Origin of the sequence: Melittangium boletus DSM 14713, assembly GCF_002305855.1 — a bacterium.
In the GTDB taxonomy this organism is placed as follows: domain Bacteria; phylum Myxococcota; class Myxococcia; order Myxococcales; family Myxococcaceae; genus Cystobacter; species Cystobacter boletus.
The window spans coordinates 7,474,176-7,494,642 of the sequence record NZ_CP022163.1 but is presented as its reverse complement, the minus strand read 5'-3'; the positions used below and the strand labels follow the sequence as shown (position 1 = coordinate 7,494,642).

19 protein-coding genes are annotated in these 20,467 nt (G+C 69.3%); 8 read left to right on the top strand and 11 right to left on the bottom strand.

Annotated features, from left to right (window positions below):
- Genes MEBOL_RS31175 through hisG form a run of 6 tightly spaced genes read right to left on the bottom strand, consistent with a single transcriptional unit; the run spans position 1 to position 5,023 of the window.
- On the bottom strand, positions 1 to 537 hold the full coding sequence (locus tag MEBOL_RS31175) for an imidazoleglycerol-phosphate dehydratase (RefSeq protein WP_095980853.1): 537 nt from the start codon (positions 535 to 537) through the stop codon (positions 1 to 3).
- Positions 534 to 1,247 carry a 1-(5-phosphoribosyl)-5-[(5-phosphoribosylamino)methylideneamino]imidazole-4-carboxamide isomerase gene (locus tag MEBOL_RS31170; protein ID WP_095980852.1) on the bottom strand — a complete coding sequence of 238 codons (714 nt, stop codon included), beginning with the start codon at positions 1,245 to 1,247 and terminating at the stop codon, positions 534 to 536. The genes MEBOL_RS31175 and MEBOL_RS31170 overlap by 4 nt, the downstream gene beginning before the upstream one ends.
- Positions 1,244 to 1,837 (bottom strand): imidazole glycerol phosphate synthase subunit HisH, encoded by a 594-nt coding sequence (gene hisH, locus MEBOL_RS31165; protein WP_095980851.1) that lies wholly within the window; start codon positions 1,835 to 1,837, stop codon positions 1,244 to 1,246. Before hisH ends, MEBOL_RS31170 begins: the two co-directional genes overlap by 4 nt.
- Positions 1,834 to 2,871, bottom strand: coding sequence for a pyridoxal phosphate-dependent aminotransferase (locus MEBOL_RS31160; RefSeq protein ID WP_179956326.1), 1,038 nt, complete (start codon positions 2,869 to 2,871; stop codon positions 1,834 to 1,836). The genes hisH and MEBOL_RS31160 overlap by 4 nt, the downstream gene beginning before the upstream one ends.
- Positions 2,868 to 4,172, bottom strand: a complete 1,305-nt coding sequence (gene hisD / locus MEBOL_RS31155) for a histidinol dehydrogenase (RefSeq protein ID WP_095980850.1) — start codon at positions 4,170 to 4,172, stop codon at positions 2,868 to 2,870. Before hisD ends, MEBOL_RS31160 begins: the two co-directional genes overlap by 4 nt.
- On the bottom strand, positions 4,169 to 5,023 hold the full coding sequence (hisG, locus tag MEBOL_RS31150; protein WP_095980849.1) for an ATP phosphoribosyltransferase: 855 nt from the start codon (positions 5,021 to 5,023) through the stop codon (positions 4,169 to 4,171). The genes hisD and hisG overlap by 4 nt, the downstream gene beginning before the upstream one ends.
- 280 nt (positions 5,024 to 5,303) lie before the next feature.
- Between hisG and thiO the strand changes: the two genes are divergently transcribed.
- The 3 genes from thiO (at position 5,304) to moaA (ending at position 8,909) form a co-directional block, all read left to right on the top strand.
- Positions 5,304 to 6,413 (top strand): glycine oxidase ThiO, encoded by a 1,110-nt coding sequence (gene thiO, locus MEBOL_RS31145; protein WP_095980848.1) that lies wholly within the window; start codon positions 5,304 to 5,306, stop codon positions 6,411 to 6,413.
- A 120-nt stretch (positions 6,414 to 6,533) separates the two neighbouring features.
- Positions 6,534 to 7,832 carry an HD-GYP domain-containing protein gene (locus tag MEBOL_RS31140; RefSeq protein ID WP_095980847.1) on the top strand — a complete coding sequence of 433 codons (1,299 nt, stop codon included), beginning with the start codon at positions 6,534 to 6,536 and terminating at the stop codon, positions 7,830 to 7,832.
- An 81-nt stretch (positions 7,833 to 7,913) separates the two neighbouring features.
- Positions 7,914 to 8,909, top strand: a complete 996-nt coding sequence (gene moaA / locus MEBOL_RS31135) for a GTP 3',8-cyclase MoaA (RefSeq protein ID WP_095980846.1) — start codon at positions 7,914 to 7,916, stop codon at positions 8,907 to 8,909.
- A 38-nt stretch (positions 8,910 to 8,947) separates the two neighbouring features.
- On the opposite strand, the gene MEBOL_RS31130 is transcribed toward moaA, so the two are convergent.
- The 4 genes from MEBOL_RS31130 to MEBOL_RS31115 form a co-directional block, all read right to left on the bottom strand.
- On the bottom strand, positions 8,948 to 9,325 hold the full coding sequence (locus MEBOL_RS31130) for a DUF4870 domain-containing protein (RefSeq protein ID WP_095980845.1): 378 nt from the start codon (positions 9,323 to 9,325) through the stop codon (positions 8,948 to 8,950).
- 159 nt (positions 9,326 to 9,484) lie between these two features.
- A complete protein-coding gene (locus MEBOL_RS31125; RefSeq protein WP_095980844.1) occupies positions 9,485 to 10,594 on the bottom strand; it encodes an ATP-binding protein in 1,110 nt (369 codons plus the stop codon).
- Positions 10,595 to 10,605: 11 nt separating this feature from the next.
- Positions 10,606 to 11,313: a response regulator gene (locus tag MEBOL_RS31120; RefSeq protein WP_095980843.1), complete on the bottom strand. Its 708-nt coding sequence runs from the start codon at positions 11,311 to 11,313 to the stop codon at positions 10,606 to 10,608.
- A gap of 10 nt (positions 11,314 to 11,323) precedes the next feature.
- Complete coding sequence (locus MEBOL_RS31115; protein ID WP_095980842.1) at positions 11,324 to 12,478, bottom strand: protoglobin domain-containing protein; 1,155 nt, start codon at positions 12,476 to 12,478, stop codon at positions 11,324 to 11,326.
- Between the two features lie 250 nt (positions 12,479 to 12,728).
- Here MEBOL_RS31115 and MEBOL_RS31110 point away from each other — a divergent pair, with 250 nt between their 5' ends.
- Positions 12,729 to 13,610 (top strand): LysR family transcriptional regulator, encoded by an 882-nt coding sequence (locus tag MEBOL_RS31110; protein ID WP_095980841.1) that lies wholly within the window; start codon positions 12,729 to 12,731, stop codon positions 13,608 to 13,610.
- Between the two features lie 99 nt (positions 13,611 to 13,709).
- Entirely contained in the window at positions 13,710 to 14,405 is a 696-nt protein-coding gene (locus tag MEBOL_RS31105; protein ID WP_095980840.1) for a pirin family protein, read from the top strand.
- A 54-nt stretch (positions 14,406 to 14,459) separates the two neighbouring features.
- On the opposite strand, the gene MEBOL_RS31100 is transcribed toward MEBOL_RS31105, so the two are convergent.
- The gene (locus MEBOL_RS31100; RefSeq protein WP_157823776.1) at positions 14,460 to 15,818 is read right to left on the bottom strand and encodes a hypothetical protein; all 1,359 of its coding nucleotides are present in this window, start codon (positions 15,816 to 15,818) and stop codon (positions 14,460 to 14,462) included.
- 287 nt (positions 15,819 to 16,105) lie between these two features.
- On the opposite strand from MEBOL_RS31100, the gene MEBOL_RS31095 reads away from it, so the two are divergent.
- The 3 genes from MEBOL_RS31095 (at position 16,106) to MEBOL_RS31085 (ending at position 20,466) form a co-directional block, all read left to right on the top strand.
- Positions 16,106 to 16,333, top strand: a complete 228-nt coding sequence (locus tag MEBOL_RS31095; protein WP_095980838.1) for a mersacidin/lichenicidin family type 2 lantibiotic — start codon at positions 16,106 to 16,108, stop codon at positions 16,331 to 16,333.
- Between the two features lie 111 nt (positions 16,334 to 16,444).
- Positions 16,445 to 19,636: a type 2 lanthipeptide synthetase LanM family protein gene (locus MEBOL_RS31090; RefSeq protein WP_095980837.1), complete on the top strand. Its 3,192-nt coding sequence runs from the start codon at positions 16,445 to 16,447 to the stop codon at positions 19,634 to 19,636.
- Positions 19,612 to 20,466 (top strand): efflux RND transporter periplasmic adaptor subunit, encoded by an 855-nt coding sequence (locus MEBOL_RS31085; protein ID WP_095980836.1) that lies wholly within the window; start codon positions 19,612 to 19,614, stop codon positions 20,464 to 20,466. The genes MEBOL_RS31090 and MEBOL_RS31085 overlap by 25 nt, the downstream gene beginning before the upstream one ends.
- Position 20,467 lies beyond the last annotated feature (1 nt).

The window sequence follows — 20,467 nt, the reverse complement described above, 5'->3', positions numbered from 1 at the left end:
TCACTTCACCTCCAGGGCGACGGCGCCCTTGGTGCTGAACACCACGCCCGAGTCCACCAGGGCATCGCGCAGCGCGAAGCCGAGCGCCTTGAAGGCGGCCTCCGTCACGTGGTGGCTGTCCTTGCCCCGGAGGATGCGCAGGTGCAGCGTCACCTTGGCGTGTTCGCAGAACGAGCGCATCACGTGCTCGTAGAGTTTGTTCTTGAGGGGCCCCCGGTAATAGAAGCGCCCGCCCACGTCGAGGCACGCCTGCACGAGCGCGTCATCCATGGGCAGGGTGCGCTCGCCGTAGCGGGCGGCGGTGGCGGGGATGATCCGCTGCACGGCGGTGCCCAGGGTGATGGCCACGTCCTCCATGAGGTGGTGGCGCAGGTCTCCCCGGGCGTGCAGCGTCAGGTCCAGGCCCGCGTAGCGCGCGAAGGTGCCGAGCATGTGATCGAAGAAGGGCTGGCCCGTGTCCACCTGGGCCACGCCCTTGCCGATGGCGAGCTGCACCGTGACCTTGGTCTCCTTGGTTTCCCGAACAATGGTGGTCATGCGAACTCCTGGGCGACGAGGCCCGCGTCCAATCTGCCCGTGTACAACGCCATGCCGATGACGGCGCCCGCGGCCCCGGCGCGTCCGAGCGCCCGCAGGTCCTCCACCGTCGTCACGCCTCCCGAGGCGAACAGGGGATGGCGGCTCGCGCGGCGCACCGCTTCCATGAGGGGCAGATCCACCCCCTCCATCTGCCCTTCCTTGTGGACGGCCGTCACCAGCAGGCCCCTCAAGGGAAGGGGCTCCAGGGACTCCAGCACGGTGACGATGTCGCGCGCGCTGCCCTCGGTCCAGCCGCGCGTCACCACCTCGCGACCCTTCACGTCCGCGGCCACCACCACCTTGCCCGGAAAGCGCTCGGCGACCTCGCGCAACCAGGAGAAGTCCTCGATGGCGCGCGTCCCCACCACCACGGAGGAGGCGCCCAGGGCGAGCACCGACTCCACCTTGGCCGTGCTCCGGATTCCGCCCCCCACGGAGAAAGTCAAACCCGGCTCGTGGGCCAGCAGCGCGCGGATGGCGTCCTCGTTGGAACCCTTGCCCAGCGCCGCGTCCAGGTCCACCACATGGAAGGAGGAGAAGCCGTGCGCGCGCCAGCGCTTGAGCGCGTCCACGGGATCCTTCACCCGCACCCGCTCGTCCGCATAGGAGCCACCCACGAGCTGCACGCAGGCGCCCTCGCGCAAGTCGATGGCCGGAATGGCCTTCATGAGCGCACCTCGTCGAGGAAGGCGTGCACGAAGCGCACCCCGGCCGCCGAGCTCTTCTCCGGATGGAATTGCACGCCGAGCACCTTGCCGCGTCGCACCGCCGCGGGGAACCGGTCTCCCTCGTGGGCCGTCCAGCCCACCACCGCGCCCGGGTTCTCGGTGCGGCAGGCGAAGCTGTGCGCGTAGTAGACGGAGCCGAGCTTCGCCTCGCGCAGGGCGGTGTCCTCCTCCACCGAGTTCCAACCAATGTGAGGCACGCGCCGGGAGGACAGCCGCGTCACCCGGCCCGGGAAGAAGCCCAGGCCCAGGCCCTCGCCCTCGTCGCTCCCGTCGAACAGGAGCTGCATGCCCAGGCAGATGCCCAGGCAGGGCAGCCCGTCATCCAGGGCGCGCCGCATCCGCTCGCGTCCGGGGGCCAGCCGGGCCGCCGCCGCGCCGAATGCGCCCACGCCCGGCAGCACCAGCAGTCCGGTGTCCAGGGCGCGCACGGGGTCCTCCTCCACGCGCACCTCGACGCCTGGCGCCAGGGCGAGCGCCTTGGCCAGGGAGTGGATGTTGCCGGCTCCATAGTCGAACAGCGTCACTCTCATCGCAGCGCCTCCCGCAGCGCGTCGAGCGCCGCCTCCATCAGGTTCCAGGGGCCGCAGCCGATGCGCAGCGCGTCCCCGATGCCCGGCAGGCCCGCGAAGGCCCGGACGTTCACGTCCCTCGCGCGCATCTTCTCCGCCACCGCGAGCGCTCCCCGCAGAGGCGCCATCACGAAGTTGGCCTCGGTCGGCAGGGTCGACAGGCCCAGGCCCTTGAGCTCCCCCACCAGCCGCTCCCGGATGGCGAGCGATTCGTCCACCCTCGCCCGCATCCACGGCACGTCCTCGGACAGGGCCGCGACGGCCATGCGCTCGGACAAGCCCGTCACTTTGTAGGGGCCACGGGCCTTCTCCACCTCGGCCACGAGGCCGGGCGCGCCCACCGCGTAGCCCACGCGCATGGACGCGAGTCCGAAGGCCTTGGACATCGTGCGCGTCACGAGCACGTTGGGCCGGCTCGCCAGGTCCAGGTGGCTCTCCCGGGCGAACTCGGCATAGGCCTCGTCGAGCAGGACGAGTCCAGGCGCCTGCTCCACCAGCCGCTCCAGCGCGGCACGCGAGGCCACCGTGCCCGTGGGGTTGTTGGGCGAGCACACGTAGAGGAGCTTCGCCCCGGTGGCGAGCAGCCCGTCCACGTCGATGTCGAAGTCCGGCCGGAGCTTCACGGGGGCGTAGCGCAGGCCATTCACCTTGGCGAAGTAGGACATCATCACGAAGGTGGGCGAGGGAAAGGCGATGAGCTCGCCCGGCTCCAGGAAGGCCCGGAGGGTGCTGTCGATGACGTCATCCGAGCCGCACCCGGTGGTGACCCGGGAGGCGTCCACGCCCGTGTAGCGGGCCACGGCTTCCCTCAGGTCGGGCGAGTAGCCCACGGGGTAGCGGCCCACCTGGGAGGAGGCCGTCTCGCGCAGGACGCGCTCGGCGGCGGGCGGCATGCCGAAGAGGTTGGTGTTGTCGCTCAGGTCGACGCGGCAGCGCGCCTTCGAGGGCGAGTACAGCGGGATGTCCCGGTAGGACGCGCGCGAGGGCAGGCTCATGACGGCCTCCAGGCGCGGGCGGCCTCGGCGTGAGCGAAGAGCCCCTCGCTGTCGGCCAGCACGCCCACGTCGTCGGAGAGCCGGGCCGCGGCCTCGCGGGTCACGCGCTGCCAGGTGGTCCACCGGTAGAAGTCGAGCACGCTCAGTCCCGAGTACGCCCGGGCCAGGCCCGCGGTGGGCAGCACGTGGTTGGCGCCCGTCATGTAGTCACCGTAGGCCACCGAGGCATGCTGACCCACGAACACGGTGCCCGCGTTGCGCACCCGGGGCAGCGCTTCCGAGGGGGACGCGGTGGCGATCAGCAGGTGCTCGGGAGCGAAGTCCGCCACGAAGGGCCAGGCCTCCTCCAGCGAGTCCACGCTCAGCACCGCGCCGCGCTCGCTCAGGGCCCGCGAGACAATTTCCTGGCGCCGGGCCCGGCTGGCCGCCTTCGCGACCGCCGAGGCCACCGCTTCCGCCTGGGCCTCGCCCACCGCCACGGTCACGCAGCAGGCGTCCGGGTCGTGCTCGGCCTGGGCCAGCATCTCGCGCGCCACCGCCTCGGGGTCCGCCGAGCCATCGGCCACCACGAGGATTTCACTGGGCCCCGCGGGCGCGTCGATGGCCACCGCGTCCACCACCTGGAGCTTGGCGGCGGCCACATAGGCATTGCCCGGCCCGACGATGCGATCCACCCGGGGCACGCTCTCCGTCCCGTAGGCCAGGGCCGCCACCGCGCCGGCACCGCCGAGCGCGAACACCCGGTCCGCTCCCGCGAGCGCCGCCGCCGCCAGCACCCCCGCCGCGGGCCTGCCATCCGGACCCGGCGGCGAGCAGACGATGACCTCGCCCACTCCGGCCACCTTGGCGGGCACCACGCCCATCAACACGCTGCTCGGGTAGACGGCACGGCCTCCCGGCGCGTACACGCCCACGCGACCGAGCGGGTCCGGCCGACGGCCCACCAGGATGCCGGGCTCGGTCTCCACCTCGATGGCCTGGGGCTTCTGGGCGGCGTGGGCCCGGGCGATGTTGCGCGCCGCGCGGCTCAAGGCCTCGCGGACCTCCGGAGCGAGCGACGCCAGGGCGGCCTCGCACACGCTCCGGGGCACCTCCAGCGAGTCCAGCGTGGCACCGTCGAACTCCCGCGCCATCTCGCGCAGGGCGCGGTCTCCGTCCCGGCGGACCCGGGCGAGGATGTCCGCGGTGCGCTGGGCGACCCGGGAGTCCGTGGCCCCCCCCGAGCGCTCCAACAAGCGGCGCCGGGCCTCGGGGTCGAGCTCCTTCAGGCGCCCCCGGTACTTGAGTGGAGACGCGCTCATGGCATCAGCCTCTCGATCCGGGTGACGAGGATGCCCTGGCAGCCCAGGGCTCGCAGCGCGTTGATGGTGCGATAGATGTTGCGGGCGGGCACCACGGAGTGCACGGCCACGAAGTCCCCGCCCTGCACCTCCACCACGGTGGGGCCGTTGAGTCCCGGGAGCACCTCGCGCACGCTGGGCAGCACGCCGCGCGGCACGTTGGCCATGAGGTAGCGCTTGCCCCGCGCCGCCAGCACGGACCCGAGCGCCTGGCGCAGTTCCTCCAACCGCGCCGCCGCCTCGGGCGAGTGGCCCTTGCGCGCGATGAGCCGCGCGCTCGACTGGACGATGGTGTCCACCTCGCGCAGGCCGTTCATCTTCAGCGTCGAGCCCGTGGACGTCAGGTCCACGATGATGTCCGCGATGCCCAGGTGGGGGGCGATCTCCGTGGCGCCCGACACCGGCACCACCGTCACCTTCTGGCCGCGCCGGGTGAAGAAGTCCTGGGTCAGGCGCGTGAAGGAGGACGCCACCCGCACGCCGTCCCGGATGTCCTCCAGCTTCTGGATGCCGCTCTCCTCGCGGGCGGCCACCACGAGGCGGCACTTGCCGAACTCCAGATCCATCAGCAGTTCCAGGTCGCGGCCGGACTCACACACCAGATCCCACCCGGTGACGCCCGCGTCCGCCGCGCCATCGGCGACGAACTCGGGGATGTCCTGGGCGCGCACGAAGATGGCCTCGAACTCGCCACCGAGCGACGCCGTGAGGGCCCGCTCGCCACGGACGCGGACCTCCAGGCCTGCATCGTTGAACAGCTCGCGCACCTCGTCGGAGAGGCGGCCTTTGTTGGGAAGGGCGATCTTGAGCATCGGGGAGTCCTTGAGAAGGACGGACGGGCGAAACGAAAAAAGCCCGTCCGAGGTGGGACGGGCTTTCGTTCACTGCGGCGGGTGCGTCGGGTGGCCTCTAGACATCCACCCAGGCATGCGCACGGTGAGCGGTCCCGTCGGGGCCGGTCCGATGATGATGCGCATGGTGATGGAGGGATACGAGGTGCACGCTCCCTAGCTAATGGAAACCCCCTCCGCCGTCAACCCGGGCCGCTCACGAGCCTTGCAAACCCCTCCCGGAGCGAGCACAAGCGGCGCGATGCGAGACCTCGACGTGGTGGTGGTCGGTGGAGGGGTGATGGGCTGTGGCATCGCCCTGCGGCTGAGGCAGGCGGGCGCGCGGGTGACCGTGCTCGAGCGCGCCATTCCGGGGGCCGAGGCCTCGAGCGCCGCCGGCGGAATCCTCGCGCCCCAGGAGGAGTCCGAGGGGCCGGGTCCCTTCCTCGACCTGTGCCTGCGCAGCCGGAGCCTGTACCCGGAGTTCGCCGCGGAGCTCCTGGCGCTCACGGGCATCAATGTGCAGTACCTGCCCAGTGGGGTGATGCGCCTGGCCTTCGACGAGGCGGGTCTCGCCCGGCTGGAGGCCACCGCGACGTGGCAGCGCGAGCGGGGCCTGCGCGTGGAGCTGCTCTCCCCTTCCGAGGTCCTCGCCCTGGAGCCCCAGCTGTCCCCCGAACTCAAGGGCGCGGCCCGGTTCGTGGACGACCACCAGGTGGACAACCGGCTGCTCACGCGTGCCCTGACCATGGCGGCCGCGAAGGTGGGGGCCACGTTCCGCACCGGCTACGTGCGCGGCGTGGTGGAGGAGCGGGGACGCGCGGTGGGCGTGGACCTGGAGGGCGAGACGCTGCGCGCGGATGCCGTGGTCATCGCCGCCGGCTCCTGGTCCGGGCTGGTCCAGGGCAGCGCGTTGGATCCGCGCGTGGTGCGTCCGGCGCGGGGGCAAATGGTTCAGTTGCAGACACGTCTGCCTCCCTTCTCGCACGTGCTCTTCTCCGACCAGGGCTACGTCATTCCCCGCACCGACGGCCGGGTGATCGCAGGGAGCACCCTGGAGTTCTCGGGCTTCGAGAAGAACGTCACGGCCGAGGGCCTGCACCGCATCCTCGCCCTGGCCATGCGGCTATGTCCGGCACTGGCCTCGGCGCCCGTGCAGGAAACGTGGGCGGGCCTGCGCCCCTACACCGAGGACCACCTGCCCATCCTCGGAGCGGGACCCCTTCCGGGCCTGTTCCTCGCCACGGGGCACTTCCGCAACGGCATCCTGCTGACGCCCGTCACCGCGAAGCTCCTGGCCGAGACCGTCCTGGGCGAGCGGCCCTCGGTGGACCTGGCCCCCTTCCGCTTCGATCGGTTCTCACGGCGCTGAAAGTCCCACACCTGGAACGGCGAGGCGTCTCCTTGGGGGCAGCCCGTCCAGGCGGCCGTGAGATCCGAAATTCCGCCTCGGGTTGGCCATTTGGCGCGCGATCCCCCTAGAATCTCCTCCGTGGAAGCCATCCCTCCCGTTCCTCCCCGGATCCTCATCGTCGACGACGACGACTCCGTCCGTGACGTCATCTCCGTCCTTCTCAGGGAAGAGGGATACAACTGCGTGGTGGCCAGTGGCGCCGAGATGGCCCTGGACCTCGCGGGCCAGGAAGAGACGCCCCTGGTCATCAGCGACATGAAGATGCCGGGCAAGGACGGCCTGTGGCTGCTCGAGCAGCTGCGCGAGCGCTACCCGGACACCTCCGTCATCATGCTCACCGGCTATGGGGACACCGAGTCCGCCGTGGACTGTCTGCGCCGGGGCGCGGTGGACTACCTGCTCAAGCCACCCAAGTTGACGGATCTCATCCGCGCCATCGAGCGGGCCCTCGCCAAGCGGCGCATCGAGCTGGCGCGCAAGCGCTACCAGAAGAAGCTCGAGCGCAAGGTGCGCGACCGCACCACGGAGCTGCGCAACGCGCTCAGGGACATCGCCCACACCTACCAGTCCACCCTGCTGGCGCTCGTGTCCGCCCTGGACGCGCGCGAGCACGAGACGTCGGATCACTCCCTGCGCGTGGTGCGCTACACGAGCGCCATCGCCGAGCGCATGGGCATCAAGGGCCCGGAGCTGGACGAGATCGGCCGGGGCGCGCTGCTGCACGACATCGGGAAGATTGGCGTGCCGGACGCCGTGCTGCTCAAGCCCGGCAAGCTCACGCCCGAGGAGTGGCTGGAGATGCGCAAGCATCCGGACATCGGCTTCCAGATGATCCAGAACATCCCCTTCCTCGCCACGCCCGCGCAGATCGTCCTGTCGCACCAGGAGCGCTGGGACGGCCAGGGCTACCCGCGCAACCTCCGGGGCCAGGAAATCCACATCGGCGCGCGCATCTTCGCCGTGGCGGACACCCTGGACGCGATGACCTGCGACCGCCCCTACCGCAAGGGCACGACCTTCGCCAACGCCATCGCGGAGATCTCCCGCTGCGCGGGGACCCAGTTCGACCGTGAGGTCGTCCGGGCCTTCCTCGACATCGGTGAGCAGGCGCTCATCAAGCACAAGGAGGACATGCACAGCCGGAAGCTGACGCTCGTGCAGTCGGAGATGCAGGCGCACGAGGCCGAGGCCACGCTCGCCCGGCTCTCCGAGGATCTGGACGATCTGGACCAGACCATCCCCGGGCCCACGGGTCCCGGTTCGCGCGCCACCACCCCACCCGCTCCGGGCTCGCCCGGAGGGGCACCGGGGGCCAACGGACCTGGCGTGGTGCTCTCCGTGCTGGCGGGCGGGCGGCAGGGCAATCCCCGCGACTGACGCCCCGGACGTTCATCCGGGAGCAACCCGTCTCTCAAGTCCGTGCCAGACAGGGGCCGGGCGGGTTAAGAAGAGTCGTCCATGATGCCCTTGCCCTCCCAGGCTCCCGTGATGCCGCCCTTGAAGGACGCCCAGGGCAGGACCATGACGTACCTGCGCCTGTCCGTGACGGACCGGTGCAACTTCCGCTGCACGTACTGCTCGCCGGCGAGCTGGGGTGGGAAGAAGGACCTGCTCTCGCCCGGGGAGTTCGAGCGCATCGTCTCCGTGTTCGCGCGCATGGGCATCCGCCGGGTGCGGCTGACGGGCGGAGAGCCCCTCATCCGTCCGGACATCCTCGAGGTGGCGCGGAGCATCGCCGCGGTGCCGGGCATCGGGCACGTGGCCATCACCACCAACGCGAGCCACCTGGCGCGGCTGGCCGCTCCGCTGCGCGAGGCGGGCGTGTCCCAGCTCAACATCAGCCTGGATACCCTGTCGGAGAGCACCTTCCGGCGCATCTCCAAGCAGGGAGACCTCGCCTCGGTGCTGGAGGGAATCGACACGGCGGCGGCGGCGGGCTTCGCCTCGCTCAAGCTCAACGTCGTCGTCATGCGCGGGGTGAATGACGACGAGGTGCCCCAGCTCATCGCCCACGCCCACGCGCGGGGCATGACGCCCCGGTTCATCGAGTTGATGCCCTTCGGACAAGGCACGCCGGTGCCCACGGCCGAGCTGGTGGAACGGCTCCGGACCGGGGGCCTTGCGCTCGAGGAAGATGAGGGGCCCCAGGGGGCGGCGGCGGGGCCGGCGCGCTACTGGCGGGCGCCCGGGGGGCTCGTGGGCTTCATCTCGCCCCTCACCCAGAACTTCTGCGGCGGCTGCAACCGCGTGCGCGTGGCCTCCAACGGGGACTTGCGCAGCTGCCTCGGCGGCCGTGCCCAGGCGCCCCTGCACACCCTCATCCGCGGCGGCGCCACGGACGAGGAACTCGCCCTGGCCATCCGCCAGGCCCTCGGCGACAAGCCCGAGGGGCACCGCTTCACCGAGCCCGGGGCGGGCTCGGCCCTGCTGTCCATGATGGGCATCGGCGGCTGAGCGCTCTCGAAGGCGCGCACCCAGCCCCGCCGTCCGCGCTACTTCACGAGCCGGATCGACGCCGGGTAACGGTACGTCTCCCCATTGTTGGCCTTGATGCCCGCGATGATGGTCAGCACCAGCGCGGCGAGCAGCACGGGGACCAGAAGGAAGCCCACCAGGCAGAACATGGTGATGACCGTCACCCACGAGACGATGGTGACGGAGATCTGGAAGTTGAGCGATTCCTTCGCGTGCTGTTCCACCCAGGCGGACTCCTTGCCCTTGGTGAGCATGACGATGAGCGGCCCCAGGAAGGAGAAACCAAAGATGCCCGTCACCAGGGCGCTCAGGTGGGCCAGCATTCCCCACGTCTTCTCATCCGCCGTCGGTGCCGGAGAACCGGTGATGAAGCCCTCGTGCTGCCGCGTTTCCATTCGTCAATCCTTCTGGGAACTTGATCGGGCGCGGTGAGCGCGCCCTCCTCGTTCCATCTTCCGTCAGCACCGGGACAGATGTCACGAAGTGAGCACATCTCGTGGCCCGAGGAGACTTCAAAGGTCGGCGGATATCCTTTGAGCCCCTGGCAATGGCCCTCAAGACATCAGGGGCAGGCGCAGCAGGAACCGGGCGCCTCCGGAGGGGGCATTCACCACCTCCAACGAGCCTCCATGCTGCATGACGATGGCCTGGACGATGGACAACCCCAGCCCCGAGCCCTCTTCCTTGGTGGTGAAGAAAGGCTCGAAGACCCGCTCCCGCAGCTCCAGGGGAACACCCTCGCCCGAATCCTCCACCCCGATGCACGCCAGGCCCGCTTCCCGGCTCACGGACAGCCGCACCAGCCCGCCCGAGGGCGAGGCCTCCAGCGCGTTGAGGGTCAGGTGGATGAGCACTTGGCGCAATCGCTCTTCCTCACCCCGGAGGGGCGGCAACGTGGCGCCTCCGTCTCCCTCCAGCTCCAGCCGCACCTGTCGCTCCTCGGCCTGACCGGCCAGGAAGTCCACCACGCGCCGAAGCAGGGCCTTCACCTCCACGGGCTCGGGGCGGAAGCCCCGGGGCCGCGCGAACTGGAGGAAGTCCTCGAGCGTATGGTCCAACCGGCGGATCTCATCACGCACCAACAGCAACGGCTCCAGGAGCTGAGGCTGCTGCTCCGCGGACAACCTCCGCACCCGCCGCTCCAGCATCGACAGCTGCAAGGCCGCCGCGTTGAGGGGGTTGCGAATCACATGCGACAAGCTCGCCGTCATGGAGCCCACCGCGGCGAGCTTCTCCGTCACCTGGGCCCGGCGCGCCAGCTCGCGCTTCTCCGCGTGCAGGCGCACCTGGCGCATGGCCTGCTCCAGGGTGAGCAACAGCTCGCTCGGCGCACAGGGCTTCATCAGGTAGGCACACGCGCCCGCGCGCACCGCCGCCACGGCCGTCTCCACCGTGGCGAACCCCGTGAGCAACACCACCTCGGACTCGGGCACCTTCTCCTTGAGTTCCCTCGCCAGCTCGGTCCCCTCCCCATCCGGCAACCGCAGGTCCACCAGGGCCACGTCGAAGCCCGCCTCCGCCCGCTCCAGGGCCTCGCGGCAGCTCAGCGCGCCGGTCACCCGGTAGCCCGCGTCGTCGAGCAGCTCGCGGAGGTTGTCCAGGAAGGCCGCGTTGTCCTCGACGACCAGCACGTGGGGAGCGGACAGGGAATGGGAGACGCTCATGGGGACAGCCCTTAACGCGAGTCGTGGGCGCGCTCCAGCGCGTCCAGCAAGGCGGGGGTGTCCGTTGAGGCGGAGACGACACTCGTGTCGCGCCGGGACGCGCCGGGAGCGCCCTCTTCCGGGGGCGCCGTCAACACGAACACCGGCAACCGGGGGTAGCTCGCCCGGAGCAGGCGCAGCGCCTCGCCCTCGGGACCCCCGGGGGGGCGGGGATCCACCACCGCCGCGAAGGGCCGTACCCGGGCCAGATGCTCGGCCTCCTGGGCGGAGCGCGCGGTGACGCACGAGAAGCCACGGACACGCAGCTCCTCGGAGAGGGTGTCGCCCAGGGAGGGATCGTCCTCGATGAGCAGGACCACCCCGTCACGGCGCGCGCGGGACAACAGGGACATGAGCGAGGGAATGGGCACCGGTTTGGGCAACACCGCGAGCAGCCCCTCCCTTCGGGCCGTTTCCAGCTCCTCCTCGCCGGGGTAGGCGGTGATGACCACCACGGCCAGGCCGGGGTCCACCTGGCGGATGTGGTGCACCGCCTCCGCCCCCGTCATGCCGGGCATCTTCATGTCCGTGAGCAGCGCGTCATAGCGCCGCGAGCTCGCGAGCGACAGGGCCCGTGCCCCGTCCGTCACCACCGTGGCGTCGTCTCCCCCGTCCCGGAGGATCTCCGCCAGGTTCTCCGCGAAGGCCTCGTTGTCGTCGAGCAGCAGGTAGCGCCTCATACCTTCCGCCTTACCGGCAGTCCGGGGGAATGGACAACCGAAGGATGAACCGCGCCCCGCCTCCTTCACGGGGAGCGTAGTGGATGGACCCATCGTGCCGCTCGAGGATGCGCTTGACGAGCGGCAAGCCCAGGCCGATGCCCCGGGCCTTGGTGGTCATCAGGGGCTCGAACATCCGGCGCCGGATGGGCTCGCTCACGCCCGGCCCCGAGTCCTCCAGAACCAACTCCACCGCGTCCGGGCCCGACGAGGCCGACAGCACCACCCGGCCCGTCTCTCCCACGGCTTGAATGGCGTTCTCCAACAGGTTGACGAACACCTGGCGCATCTGCCCCGGGTCGCCACGCAGCGTGGGCAGGGTGTCCAGACCCGAGGCGGACAGGGACATGCCCGGAGGCACATGCACCGACGTGAGCGCGTCCGTCCACACCGCGTCGAGCCGCAGGGACTCGCGCTTGAGCGGCTTGTCGCGGATCATGTCCAGCAGGTCCGAGATGATCCGGTTGGCCAGCGTCACCTGCTCCCCGATGCGCGTCAGGTGCTTGGCGGCGCGCTCCTCTCCCGCCAGGGGCCGGCCCTTGAGGATGAAGAGCGACGTCTCGATGACGCCCAGGGGGTTGCGCAGCTCGTGCCCGATCGTCCCCACCAACTGGCCGAAGGTGCTCAGCCGCTCGTGGCGCGCCTGCTGGGCGAGCAGATCCTCCCGGTAGGTGTGCAACATGATGGCCAGCTCGAGATCGAGGATCTTCTGCAGGGCCACGCGCGAGGCGCGCAAGTCCTCGGTCCGCCAGTCTTGATGCTCGTCGAGGAAGCGGTTGAGCTCCTGGCGAAGCACGCTCATCGCGCCGAACATGTAGTGCTGGGGCAGCGCGATGCGCACGTGCATGCGGCCGATGCGGCAGCGCAGCAGGAAGTAGTTCTCGTCCCAGGGGCCGCGGAGCAACTGCTCCATCCACGCCTGGAGGGTCACCTTGAGGTGGCCCACCTGACTCTCACCCGCCAGCGCCTGACTCGCCTGGGGATGCTCCAGGATGCGCGCGTAGAAGACGTCCGCGATGGCGGCGAATCGCGGCTGCATCACCTCATGAAGGGCCAGGAGCCGCTGTCCATCCGCCGGCTCGAAACCCACGTATCGCTTCAGCTCCTCGAACAAGGTTTCCGCCATGGCCCGATGGCCATTTTATCGCGTGCCGAGAAAAGGCACCAAGTGCCCCGCGCGTGAGGCGACCGCTCTCACGGGGCGTGTGTCTTCTGTATGACCTCGAGCGGCCTTGTTGCAAGCCCGCGCCTGGGCCGCCTGGATCTCGCGGGAAAACTCGATTTTCTCGTCCAAGGTCACACGCTGGCGAGAGGCCGGGGAGACGGATTAGACGGGGCGCGTCGGAACAACCTCCCTGGAGTGGGAAAGGACGGCCGTGGATCTCAACGAGTTGCTCATCTTCGCCAAGGTGGTGCAGGCCGGAAGCTTCACGGCGGCGGCACGGAGCCTGCGAATGCCCAAGTCCACGGTCAGCCGCAAGGTGTCCGAGCTCGAGGCGCGGGTGGGCGCCCAGTTGCTGCAAAGGACGACGCGCCAGTTGCGCCTCACGGATGTGGGCCAGGCCTATTACGAGCACTGCGCGCGCATCGTGGCCGAGGCCGAGGAGGCGGAGCTGGCCGTCACGCGCATGCAGGCCGCGCCTCATGGACTGCTGCGCGTGACGACCCCCCTGACCTTCGGAGTCCTCGGGCCGCTCATCGCGGCGTTCCTCCAACGCTACCCCGAGGTGCAACTCGAGCTGGTGTGCACGGATCGCACGGTGAACCTGGTCGAGGAAGGCTTCGACGTGGCCGTGCGCGCCGGACGGCTGGCGGACTCCTCGCTCATGGCCCGGAAGATCGGGACCATCGGGCGCATCGTGGTGGCGGCGCCGGAGTACATCCAGGCAAGGGGCATGCCCAAGACGCCCAAGGAGCTGGAAAAGCACGACTGCCTCGTCTTCGGCACCGTCCGCGAGGGCCATGTCTGGACCCTTCACTCCGGCAACCGCTCGGTCGATGTCCCCATCCAGACGCGCCTTGTCGTGAACGAACCCGACATGCTCCGCGCGCTGGCGCTGGCGGGCGCGGGAGTCGCCCTGCTGCCCCACGTGGACAACGCCGCGGACATCTCCGCCCGACGCCTGCAGCGCCTGCTTCCGGACTGGAGCTCAGCCGAGGCCCCGGTCCACGCGCTCTACTCGAGCACCCGGCACCATTCCCCCAAGGTGATGGCCTTCGTGGACTTCCTGCGCGAGCACTGGCCCCGCGCCTCCTGAGGGTGTTTGTCCTATCGCTGGAACAATGTGTCCCGTCCCCGACGGCTGGCGCGGGGCCCTCCGCGCCCACAATATGAGTGGCGAAGGAGACACGACACCATGTTGACCCTCAGGAACTCGGAAGCGCGCGGACATGCGAACCACGGGTGGTTGGACTCCCACCACACCTTCTCGTTCTCGGACTACTACGACCCCTCGTTCATGGGTTTTCGCGCCCTGCGCGTCATCAACGAGGACCGCGTGGCCGGGCGCAGCGGCTTTGGCACCCATCCCCACCGGGACATGGAGATCATCACCTACGTGCTCTCCGGACAGCTCGAGCACCGCGACAGCATGGGCTCCAAGGGCGTGCTGCGCGCGGGTGAGATGCAGCGGATGACGGCGGGCACGGGCGTGCTGCACAGCGAGATGAACAGCGCGGACGAGGAAGTCCACTTCCTGCAGATATGGGTCCTCCCCGAGCGCAAGGGGCTCACGCCGGACTATGAGCAGAAGCTCTTCACGCGCGAGGAGCGCCAGGGAGGCTTCCGGCTCGTGGTGTCCCCCGAGGGCCACAACGGCTCCCTGCGGGTGAATCAGGATCTGCGGCTGTACAGCACGATTCTGGGCCAGGGACAGAAGGCCGAGCACACGCTGGCTCCGGGGCGGCATGCCTGGTTGCAGGTAGCGCGCGGCGCGGGAACGCTCAACGGGGTGGCCGTGAAGGCCGGCGACGGCGTGGCCGTGTCCGAGGAGTCGAAGCTGGAACTCCTGGCGTCCGAGCCCATGGAAGCCCTGCTCTTCGATCTCGCGTGACGACAGCCCCCCGTGGGTGAGCAAGTCGCTCTCCCACGGGGCGCAGGGAGCGACTCAGGGAGTCGCGGCCGTGGTGAAGGTGCGCGTCTCGGAGAGGCTGGTATGGAAATCCTCCGTACCTCCCCGGGCGGGATCCCCCTTCTCCAGAAGACCGACCAGGGCGTCCACGGAGTCCACGGGGCCTACACCATGGACCTGCCAGGTGAACTCGGTATTGGCGGGCAGGGCCATGCCGAGCGCACTCAGGTCCGGAAGCGTGGTGTCGGTCCCGCGCGTGAGGATCGTCACCGTATAGGGCGTCTGATTGTCACTCTTGTCCTCCTGGAACTGGATCCGGTGAACACCGCTCGCGTACGGCGACCAGGAGAACCCGGTGGTCAGGGACACATCCTTCGCCTCGTTCGCGGGTTGGGCCGGACGCGCGGCCGGATGGAGCACCATCGCGGCGTTGGTGACGCCAGCGGTCAGACCCCGCTTGAAGAGAAGCAAACTGGCCGCGTTGTCCGGATCCGACGCGCCCTCCTCGGACGCGAAGACCTGCATCGAGAAGGTGGCCTGGGGAATCTGGGGCACTACGTAATTGAACGTGCTCGTGGGAGCGAAGCTCGAGAACAAGGAGACTTCAGTGGCTGGCGTGGGAGCGAGGGACACGGAGCTCAGGCGGAGGGCATAACCGTCTGGCACGGTGATGCTGCCCCCCAGGTTGGAGTTCGTCACGGCGCTCAAGGCGATGTCCTGCGCGGAGAGCGTGGCGTTCTCCTCCAGGGTCACGTTGTCGCGCTGCCCAAAGCCCAGGTAGCGTGTCGGAGGCGAGTAGGAGCTGCTTGACTCATATTGGAAGGCATAGAGCGTGCCCGTGACAGGGGTGGCACCGAGCCAATCCACGTCCAGCGAATAGCTCCCCCCGATGTCTCTCAGCCCATTGCCACTGCCTCTCTCCGAGACGAAACTCACCTCGGTCGTGGAAGAAGGAGACGCATCCTCTCCGGTGAGGTTCCCCTTCACGGTGGCCCTGTGCGTAACCGACTCCGTGTCCTCTTCTTCGAGGGACAGTGTGAGGGTCTTGAGCGTCAACCCCCTGTAGAGGATCGCGGACCGGCGCTCCTTCTCGGCCACGATGAGATCGTAGGGAGGGGTCACTCCCGAAACGCTGAAGGCACCAGCGCCATCCACGCTCACTTCCCGCCGACCATCGCCCGGAATGAGGATCGACACCTTCGTGGCGGCCGCGCCCGACGCGGCGAGCACCTTGCCCGTCACGGTGATCGTGGAGGGATTGGGCTCATTCCCACCGCCATCCGAGGGGAGATTGCCCCCACCATCCGGAGTTCCAGTATCTCCACCCTCTTGACCGCCGCAGGCTGAAAACAGCAGCGAGGCACAGCAACTCCAGACCAGGACCGATCGCTTCATCAAAGGTGTTCTCCCATGTGGTCGTTGGATGGATGCGGAGGATCCGCACCGCCGCGCCTGGACGGGAGCGATTCGGATTTATTCAGCCAGCCCATGCCCATCCGTCACATTCACCGGAGCCCCCCTCTTCTCATTCAGGAATACAACAAGGAGGTGGTCGGCATCGGTCTCGTGAAGAACGTGCTTCGGCGTTTCCAAACAGCACTGAACCGAGGAGTCCAAGCTCCTCACCGCATTGAGTGTCCGGCCCATACGGCCAGAGAAGTGATTCAAGAAAGGAGACAACCATGTCCCGCATCGACATCGCCCGTGCGTGGAAGGACCCGTCCTACCTGGAGAGCTTGAGCGAAGAGGAGCGTGCTCTCGTTCCCGCGAACCCCGCGGGTGAGATCGCGCTCTCGGAGGATGACCTCGCCGTCATCGTCGGCGGCCTCCGCATCCAGCCCACCACCGTCAGCACCGGCACGGGCAGCAAGAATCCGCCGTGCCAGTGCACCTGTCTTCTGTCGGATTGAACAGACGCACGGCGGGCACGCGGATCGCCCGGAATGATCCCGTTTCGAGACCCTGGCGAGACATCACGCCCCGCCGGGGCCTCCTCCGACGCCCAAGGAGTGGCCTCCATCATGTCTTCGCCTCGCTTCAGTGACGCCGCCTGGTACCGCACCCAAACCCTGACGGAACGCCTCGCGATCCCAGAGCCCTTCGTGGCTCCGACTGGCGCCGAGCGCCCCGAGTGGCTTCTCACCCTGGAGCAGGCGTTCGAGGACCATTCCCCCGCCAACCCCGCCACCCTCCAGGCCCTGACCGGGGCCCTCGCGGAGTCACAGCGCTCGCTCGCGGGATTTCTCAACCTGGTCGCGCCGTTGATCGATCAGGGCCGGCGGCGGCTCCGGCAGGGCATCCAGCGACTCCGGCGCGACCATCCCGGAGCGCCATTCACGGAGGGTGTGGAACAGCTCCTGCTCGCCTCCCTCCCCGCCCCGTTGCTGTCGATGCTCCATCGCACCCTGATCCTGGAACTCAATGTCTGTCGCATCCAGGACAGGCTGACGGGGGAAACGCCACGAGAGCGATTCCTGGATTTCGTGCACCTGCTCGCGCGGCGTGATGTCGCCCTGGAACTGCTGGAGGAGTACCCCGTCCTGGCGCGGCAGCTCGTCAATGCCATCCGCCAGTGGGGGTGCTTCAGCCTCGAATTCCTCACGCATCTCGCCCAGGACTGGATGGAGCTGGGTGCCTTCATGAGGCTTCCGCCTGGGGATGAGCTCACCGCCCTCGAGGTGGGGGCGGGAGACACGCACAACGACGGCAGGTCGGTGATCCTGCTGGGGTTCAACTCCGGAGCCAGGCTGGTCTACAAGCCGCGCTCCCTGGCCGTGGAGCTGCACTTCCAGCACCTGCTGACCTGGCTCAACGCGCGGGGAATGGAGCCCGCCTTCCGCACCTTGAAGGTCCTGACTCGGGACACGTACGGCTGGGTCGAGTTCGTCGCGGCGGAGGGCTGCCAGACGCCAGAAGAACTCGAGCGCTTCTACACACGCCAGGGGGCCTATCTCGCGCTGCTCCATGCCATCAGCGCGACCGACTTCCACTCGGAGAACCTGATCGCCGCGGGCGAGCACCCCATCCTGACCGACCTGGAAGCCCTGTTCCACCCACCGCCTCAACGCATCGCGGGCGAATTCGAGCCCCAGGTCGTCCGGCAAATGATGTCCTCCGTGATGGGCGTGGGACTGCTTCCTGGCCGCGCATGGCTCGACACGAACTCCGATGGACTGGAGATCAGTGGCCTGGCGGGAGGGCTGCCTCAGATGTGGCCCCACGCCACGCCCATCATCACGGGCTCGGGCACGGACACCATGCGGCTCGCCCGCCAGCGCGTGATGAGCGAGGGCTCGGCGAACCGCCCCACCCTCCAGGGACAACACGTCGACGTCGCCCGGTACGCCGCTCCCCTGATGGAGGGTTTCATCCGGCTCTACCGGCTCCTGCGGCGGCACGGCCAGGCCTTCTGTGCAACGGACGGGCCCCTCTCCTCCTTCGTGGATGACGAGATCCGCGTCGTCCTGCGCACCACCCACGGCTATTCGCTCATGCGCCAGGAGAGCTACCATCCCGATCTCCTCCGAGACGCACTCGACCGGGAGCGCTTCTTCGACAAGCTCCGGGTGGGCGTCGCGGACCTGGCCACCATGGACCCGGTGCTCGCCGCGGAGCGCGCGGACCTGGACAACGGCGACATTCCGATGTTCACCACGCGGCCCCGCTCGCGCGACCTCTGGAGCCACGGCCACGGGTGCATCCCGGGCTTCCTCGAGACGACGGCCCTGGAGCACGTCCAGCGGCGGCTGCGAACGTTCAACGAAGAGGATCTCTCGAGGCAACTCTGGTTCATCCAGGCCTCCTTCACCACCCTGGCCATGGGGGGTGAGCGCGCGGTCTGGACCCGCTATCCCCGGCGGGAGCCCGCCCAGGAGGCGTCCCGGGAGCGGCTTCTCGCCACGGCTCGCACGCTGGGCGACAGGCTGGAGCGGATCGCGGTGCGGGGTGAGCAGGACATCGGCTGGGTCGGACTGACGATCGTCAATGACCGCTACTGGAGCCTCGTTCCCACCTCCATCGACCTGTACTCGGGAACCGCGGGGATCGCGCTCTTTCTCGGCTACCTGGGGCACGTAACAGGAGAGGCGCGCTACACGCACCTCGCGAAGCTGTCACTGACCACGGCTCGCCAACTGGTGGAGCGAGACCGGGAACAGGTGAAGCAGCTCGGTGGGTACTTCGGATGGGGAGGCTTCCTCTACGCGATGACCCACCTCGGCGGTCTCTGGCGAGAGCCCTCCTTGTGGACGGAGGCCGAGGCGGTCCTCCCTCACCTGGAGCCGTTGATTGACGGGGATGAGTCATTCGATGTCTTGACGGGCTCGGCGGGCACCCTGCTGAGCCTGCTTGGACTGCATGGCGTCCAGGGCTCGCGCGCGGCGCTCGACGCGGCGATCCGCTGCGGCGAGCGGCTACTGGCCATGGCCCGACCCATGCGCGAGGGAACGGGCTGGTACGTCAAGGGCGTCGCCGAATGGCCGCTCTCCGGCTTCTCCCACGGCGCCGCGGGCATCGCGTTGTCACTGTTGGAGCTGGCGACCACCACCGGGGATTCGCGGTTCCGGGAGACCGCTTGCCGGGCGCTCGACTACGAGCGAAGCCTCTTTTCCACCCAGGCTCGCAACTGGGCCGACCTGCGCGTCCCCGAGAACACTCCCTCCGAGGAGCGAAACTCCCGCTTCTCGGTCGGATGGTGTCATGGCGCTCCGGGCATCGGCATGGCGCGTCTCGGCTCGATGCGGCATCTCGATGACCCCAGGCTGAAAGCGGATGCCGAGGCCGCTGTCCAAACGACGCTGGAGCATGGCTTCGGGATGAACCACTCCCTCTGTCATGGCGACCTCGGCAACCTCGAACTCATCCTCTTGGCGAGTCAGGCATTCGGAGACGGCGCGCTCAAGAGCCGCGCCTACCGGTTGGCTCACATGATCCTCGACAACATCGACGAGCGGGGCTGGCAATGCGGAGTCCCCCTGGGCGTCGAGACGCCCGGATTGATGACGGGGCTGGCGGGTATCGGCTACGGCCTCTTGCGACTGGCGAGTCCCGAGCAGGTGCCCTCCGTCCTGACACTCGCGCCACCACCGCCGCGTCAGCCACACGCGGACGCGCGAGGCGAGGGCCCCAGCGGGCTCACATCCGCTCCCAATCCACGTCTCTCCGGAGGGAGCTCCATGGGAGGCCAGGGATGCGCCGATGGGTGTGGACGATGACAGTGGGGGGGCTCCTGGCCTGCCTGGGGACTCCGGCACACGCGCGGACGCACGAGGAACCCTTCCTGGGCGTCGTCATCCCCCAGGAGGAAGTGGACGTGAGCAGCCGCGTCGACTCGAGGTTGGAGCGGCTCGAGGTCGAGGTGGGTGAGTCCGTTCACGCGGGGCAGGTGCTCGCACGACTCGACACGCGCGCGCCGCGCCAGGAACTCGCGGCCGCGGAGGCCGCCCTCGAGGGCTCGCGCGCCGAGGGACGGGCCGCCGCGCTCGCCCTCTCCGAGGCCCATGCCCGGCGAGTCCGCTACTTCACGCCCCGCTCGTTGGCGCTGGGCGTCTACTCCCAGGAGGAACTGGACACGGTGCGCTACGCGGAGAGCGACGCCCACTCTCGGCTCCGGGTTGCCCAGGCGCGGACCCTGGAGCGGCGGGCCCAGGCCTCCGAGTTGCGGCAGCACCTCGATGACGCCACGCTCGTGGCGCCCTTCTCGGGTGTGGTGGCCTCGAAGCTGAGTGGTCCAGGGGCCCGGCTCGCCGCGGGACAGCCCGTGTTGCGGCTGCTCGACACCCGAGGCTGGAAAGTGCGCTTCGCCGTCCCCGAGGACGCGGCGCGGCAACTGCGCCCGGGCTCCCCCGTGGAGGTGAAGGTCCTCCAGGGGGCGCACTCGCTCGGAGGGACCGTGGAGAGCATCGCTCCCGAGGTGGATGCCGCGGCCCGCCTGGTCTTCGCCCTCGCCGCCTTCTCCTCTCCTCCTCCGGCCGACGTGTCCGCGGGCATGGTCGTCAACGTCCGGCCCGTGCTGGAGCAGGCGTCGGCGGGGGGCGGCCCCTAGC